General features: G+C 45.1%; 3 protein-coding genes and 1 pseudogene. 2 read left to right on the top strand and 2 right to left on the bottom strand.

The genetic code is table 11. The annotated features are described in order from the left end of the window. Nucleotides 1-196: 196 nt before the first annotated feature. Together IQR33_RS22645 and udp are read left to right on the top strand one after the other, a co-directional pair. Complete coding sequence (locus tag IQR33_RS22645; RefSeq protein WP_053307489.1) at nucleotides 197-2,503, top strand: zinc/cadmium/mercury/lead-transporting ATPase; 2,307 nt, start codon at nucleotides 197-199, stop codon at nucleotides 2,501-2,503. Between the two features lie 314 nt (nucleotides 2,504-2,817). Continuing rightward, on the top strand, nucleotides 2,818-3,576 hold the full coding sequence (udp, locus tag IQR33_RS22640; protein ID WP_005378479.1) for a uridine phosphorylase: 759 nt from the start codon (nucleotides 2,818-2,820) through the stop codon (nucleotides 3,574-3,576). A 157-nt stretch (nucleotides 3,577-3,733) separates the two neighbouring features. Here udp and IQR33_RS22635 read toward each other — a convergent pair whose 3' ends face one another. Then, complete coding sequence (locus tag IQR33_RS22635) at nucleotides 3,734-4,894, bottom strand: DUF1887 family protein (protein WP_005378476.1); 1,161 nt, start codon at nucleotides 4,892-4,894, stop codon at nucleotides 3,734-3,736. A gap of 163 nt (nucleotides 4,895-5,057) precedes the next feature. After that, nucleotides 5,058-5,378 (bottom strand): annotated as a pseudogene (locus IQR33_RS34045) (methyl-accepting chemotaxis protein); the annotation flags it as partial.

Raw genomic sequence — 5,378 nt, 5'->3', positions numbered from 1 at the left:
GAGTGTTTTAAGCATCCCGTTTAACCTCTCTGTTTAAACTTTACGGAATATTGCTTTTAAACTGGTTTGGAAAGACGCTTCGGCGTCTTTTTTATTTTATATCGCCGAACTGTACAAATTTATCTTGACCTTGGAGCTTACTCTAAGGTTTATCCTTAGCAATAGGTAAATCACCGATACCAATAAGGAAAAAATTATGTGTACAAAACATCAAGGTTGCCAATCTAGCAAAATCAAAACTGCGGTGCCGCTTGGTGCAAGCGAGTCATGCTGTGCGCCAGTAAAATCTTCGCTCAATATCTCTCAGGCCAGTGTTGATGTTTCTGAAAGCTCTTGCTGTAGTGGAGGAGGCTGCAGCGTTGACACAGGCGAGGAAGACGATCCCACAAGGGAGAGTAATTCCTCCGTTCGGAACGCTTGGCTTGTGTCAGGTATGGATTGCCCATCTTGTGCGCAAAAGCTTGAGAAAGCCATTACGTCTTTACAAGGCGTCAGCCAAGCCAAGGTTTTGTTTGCAACAGAAAAACTGGTCGTCGATTTTGATGGTCTAGAGCTGATAGCTACGATAGAGCAGACAGCCCAAAAAACGGGTTTCCCGCTCTCTTCACTGGATGCTCCAAAACCAAGCACTACAAAGAAAGGCTGGCTTGGCGTCATAAGAGACAACATCCAAATTCTCTCGATTGCTGGTGCAATGGCTACTGCGGCAGTCATTTCTAAGATCGACCCTCAAATAAGCGCTTGGTTATTCACTTTGACGTGTTTACTTGGTTTATACCCAATCGCGCTCAAAGCATTTAAGTTGGCGCGTAGCGGTACGCCTTTTGCGATTGAAACGTTAATGAGTGTAGCGGCGCTCGGCGCTTTATATTTAGGTGAAACCGCCGAAGCCGCAATGGTGTTATTGCTTTTCCTTATTGGTGAAAAGTTAGAAGCATATGCATCATCTCGCGCGCGAAGCGGTGTCCAGGCGTTAATGGACTTAGTCCCAGAAAATTCAATTTTAATTATTGATGGTGAACGTAAAGAAGTACCAGCTGCTCAGCTTAAACCAGGGGATATCATAGAAGTCGCACCCGGAGGTCGTTTGCCTGCCGACGGTGTTTTGCAAGATGCGCTTGCGAGTTTTGACGAAAGTGCGTTAACGGGAGAATCTGTTCCCGTTGAACATCAAACCGGTGGCAAAGTGATGGCCGGGGCTGTGGTTGTCGATAAAGTGGTTCGCTTACAGGTGACTTCCCGTCAGGGCGAGAATGCGATAGACCGAATTCTTCATTTGATTGAAGAAGCAGAATCCCGTAAGGCACCATTAGAACGCTTTCTTGATAAATTTAGCCGTTGGTATACGCCGCTAATGATGCTGGTGTCTCTGATGGTTATCGTTACGCCGCCATTACTATTTGCCCAACCGTGGGAAACGTGGATCTATCGAGGACTCGCCCTGCTGTTGATTGCTTGTCCATGTGCATTAGTAATTTCAACGCCTGCGGCGATCACTTCTGGCTTGGCGGCAGCTGCTAAGCGGGGCGCATTGATCAAAGGTGGTGCGGCGCTTGAGTTGCTTGGCAAGGTTGAGTCTGTCGCATTTGATAAAACTGGGACACTGACGCAAGGTAAACCAGAAGTGACTGATGTCTTTGCTTTTGATATGGATGAAGACAAGTTACTTAGCCTAACTGCGTCAATCGAGGTTGGTTCAAGTCATCCTCTAGCGGTTTCTTTAGTTACCAAAGTGCAAGAGCAGGGGCTTACTATTCCTGAAGCGTTGGATAAAACCGCGCAAGTAGGCTCTGGTGTCACTGGTTACGTCGATGGAAAAATGGTCCAAGTGGTCACGCCTTCAAAGGCAGACTTTCCACTTTCTCAAGAAGCCATAGAGCAAGTAGTTACGTTGGAACAACAAGGTAAAACGGTTGTCATTGTTCGTTACGATGACGAGGTCATTGGCGTGATCGCATGGCAAGATACATTGCGCTCAGATGCCCAGCAAGCCATCGCAATGTTGAAGGAACTTGGGGTCACGTCGGTGATGCTAACGGGTGACAACCCGAGAAGTGCAGAAGCAATGGCAAATAGAATAGGCTTGGATTATAAAGCGAGTTTGTTACCTGCAGACAAGGTGCATTACGTCGAGAAGCTATCACAACAACATACCGTTGCGATGGTGGGAGACGGTATCAATGATGCTCCAGCCATGAAAGCTTCGAGTATCGGCATTGCGATGGGAGGCGGTACGGATGTTGCGCTCGAGACTGCTGATGCGGCGTTAACACACAACCGTTTGATTGAGCTACCTGCCATGATAGAACTGTCGCGCGCGACGCTAAGTAACATTCGTCAGAATGTCGCGTTAGCGCTAGGTTTGAAAGGTGTATTCTTAGTGACAAGTTTACTTGGTGTTACTGGGTTGTGGGTTGCTGTATTAGCCGACAGTGGTGCAACAGCACTGGTGACATTGAATGCGTTGAGATTACTTCGTTTTGAGTCCAAGCAGATCAAATAACTGACCTAACCATTGATCCCACTCATTAATAGCCCGAGGCATTCGTGTATCGGGCTTTTTTTAACCGTATTCACCTGATGCGATCAGACGTTTTTCTCGTCCTTGAAATCACGCATTGCTATGCAACAAAATGATCTAATGCCCCTTAAAGTGTGATCAATACCAGTTTTGTTTGAAATTTCATTTTCATTACATTTTATCATTGTGATTGTGATCACTCTATGTTGGTGAAAGGTTCGCTACAGTGCATCTGTACCCAATAACTGATTAATGAGCTTATTGTTCATAAAATAAGCCACAATAAGGAGCGACTTATGTCTCAAGCTGTATTCCATTTAGGTGTTACTGAAGCTGATCTTAATGGTGCGACTCTAGCGATCATTCCTGGTGACCCAGCGCGTGTTCAAAAAATCGCAGAACAAATGGAAAATCCAGTATTTCTAGCAAGCCATCGTGAATACACGCTATACCGTGCAGAGCTAGACGGTAAACCTGTTGTGGTTTGTTCTACAGGTATTGGTGGTCCTTCTACCTCTATCGCAGTTGAGGAATTGGCACAGCTTGGTGTTCGCACTTTCCTACGTGTTGGTACAACGGGTGCAATTCAACCGCATGTAAACGTGGGTGACATGATCGTAACGACGGGGTCAGTTCGTCTTGACGGTGCGAGCCTACACTTTGCTCCTATGGAATTCCCAGCAGTTGCTGACTTTGAAGTAGCAACCGCAATGAAAGCAGCGGTAGAAGAGTCTGGCGCTACAGTTCACATGGGTGTGACTGCATCAAGCGACACGTTCTACCCTGGTCAAGAACGTTACGATACGTTCTCTGGTCGTGTTGTTAAGCGTTTCCAAGGCTCTATGCAAGAATGGCAAGACATGGGCGTACTTAACTTCGAGATGGAGTCTGCAACACTGCTAACAATGTGTGCGAGCTCTGGTTTAAAAGCGGGTTGTGTGGCTGGTGTTATCATCAACCGTACACAAAAAGAGATTCCAGATCATTCAACTCTGAAAGAAACGGAAGCGCGTTCAATTAAAGTGGTTGTAGAAGCAGCGCGTAAAATGCTTTAAGCCTCTATAGTTGGCATTTAAACAAACAGAAAAAACCAGAGGCTAACCTCTGGTTTTTTTCTACTTATAGAAATGCGTACAGCTAAAATTTAGGTATAAAAAAAGCAGCATTAATGCTGCTTTTTATCGTTGTGAATTTTAGCTTTTCTTAATGGCACTATATCTCGTCTGAACCGCCCGCGTCTTTAAACCAAGCCGTTAAGTGCGTTCTTAAATCTTTAAGCTCATCAGGGCCAATCAGGGCTAGCCCTAAGTCTTCAGCACGAGTAATGTCATTGTGACGAAGAGGACGGAAGCTCACCAACATTGCGCGCGCTTGTAAGCCACCTAATAGATCGCGAAGCGATTCTAACTTATATAAAGTATCGTCGCCGTCATCTCTCATGCCTTTGGTTTTGCACTCGATGATGTGCAGCTTGTTGTTTACAACTGTTGCGACATCTAACTCATTGCGTACTTCACTTTCACCAAGTTTACGATAAACCTGAACATTTAACGATCGATCTTGAATCGTCGGCATGGTGTCTTGGATTTGCTTCACGGTGCTGTGAACCAAAGTTTCTAACCACTCACCGTTTGAAAAGCGTCGAGCATCTTCATCTGCAAACGTTAAAACGCCATTCTCATAGGTGGCGATTTCTGCTTCTACTAAATCTGAAAGCAACATGTTGAGCTCACGGTAGCCCTGCTGTTTTTCGGAGAGCTCGACATCAAGCTTTTGTTCTTTGCGGCATGTGGTTGCAAGGTAGTTAAGTGTTGCTAGACCTGGCCCAAGCTCAAGCGCATTTGAGGCCCATCGTTCACCAAGTTCATACAATTTTTTATCAAGAAGAGGTGGTAAATCAACGTGGTGAAACTCGCCGCGTGCACCAAAGATAGTGAGGTAATCTGCAATCGTAATGTGATCTTCGACTTGGGTATCTTCTTTGCCATCAGGGTATAACCAACAAAGCTTATCGCTACTAGGCTCAACCACAAAAATTGGCCAGCGATAGGTACGGAAAACTTCGTACACCGACAACAAGCGATGACGAAGACCACAGCTCGCGTTCAATTTTACATCTTCGCCGCGTTCATGGAGATCTTTTGCCAGTTTTTGAATTGCTTGTTTGATCAGAGATGTATTAACAGCGGATGGAATTTCAAAAAATTCAGAAGTAATTTCTCGTTGATCTAAAACGGCACTCAGTCGGTCAAATATATCTAACTGGCTCTTGTCTCCGATGAAGACGATATGTGTGCTTAGCGTACGATTATCTAATAGAGGAGTGACCAATCTCACTGGGTCTTGGTCGATAATACCAACATGAACAGCCATAGATTTTCCTTTTTATGAGGCCGCTCGAAAAGAGTTGTGCAAGGGGATGAGCTGGCCTTATTAATCATATGTAGACATGGCCGACAAAAAACAAGGGCGACTTAACAAAAAGTCGCCCTTATACAGTTGATTGCACTAATTAATGCTCTTAATTATAAAGTATTTATAACTTAAATCGGTGGACCAATTCATTTTGCTGATGAGCCAAGTGGGTCAGTGATTCACTGGTTTGTGCGATATTCGACATGGCTCGGAAACTTTCATCGGCGATGCTGTTGATATCTTCGATGCTGCGAGCAATGTCTGTTGATGTTTCACTTTGCTCTGCTGCTGCTTGTGAAATGTGCGTACTCATTTGGCTGATTTCGATGATTAGCGCCTGGATCTCTTCCATTGAGCTGTTCGCTTTTGATGCTTGCTCAACTGACATCTCCATATCGCTCATACAGCTTTGTATGACTTGGTTCGCCGATTGCGAGCTAGC

The sequence above is a fragment of the Vibrio sp. OPT46 genome, assembly GCF_015163535.1.
Taxonomy (GTDB): Bacteria; Pseudomonadota; Gammaproteobacteria; order Enterobacterales; family Vibrionaceae; genus Vibrio; species Vibrio alginolyticus.
Note: the sequence above shows the minus strand (reverse complement) of the source record. Positions and strands in the feature narration are given on the sequence as shown.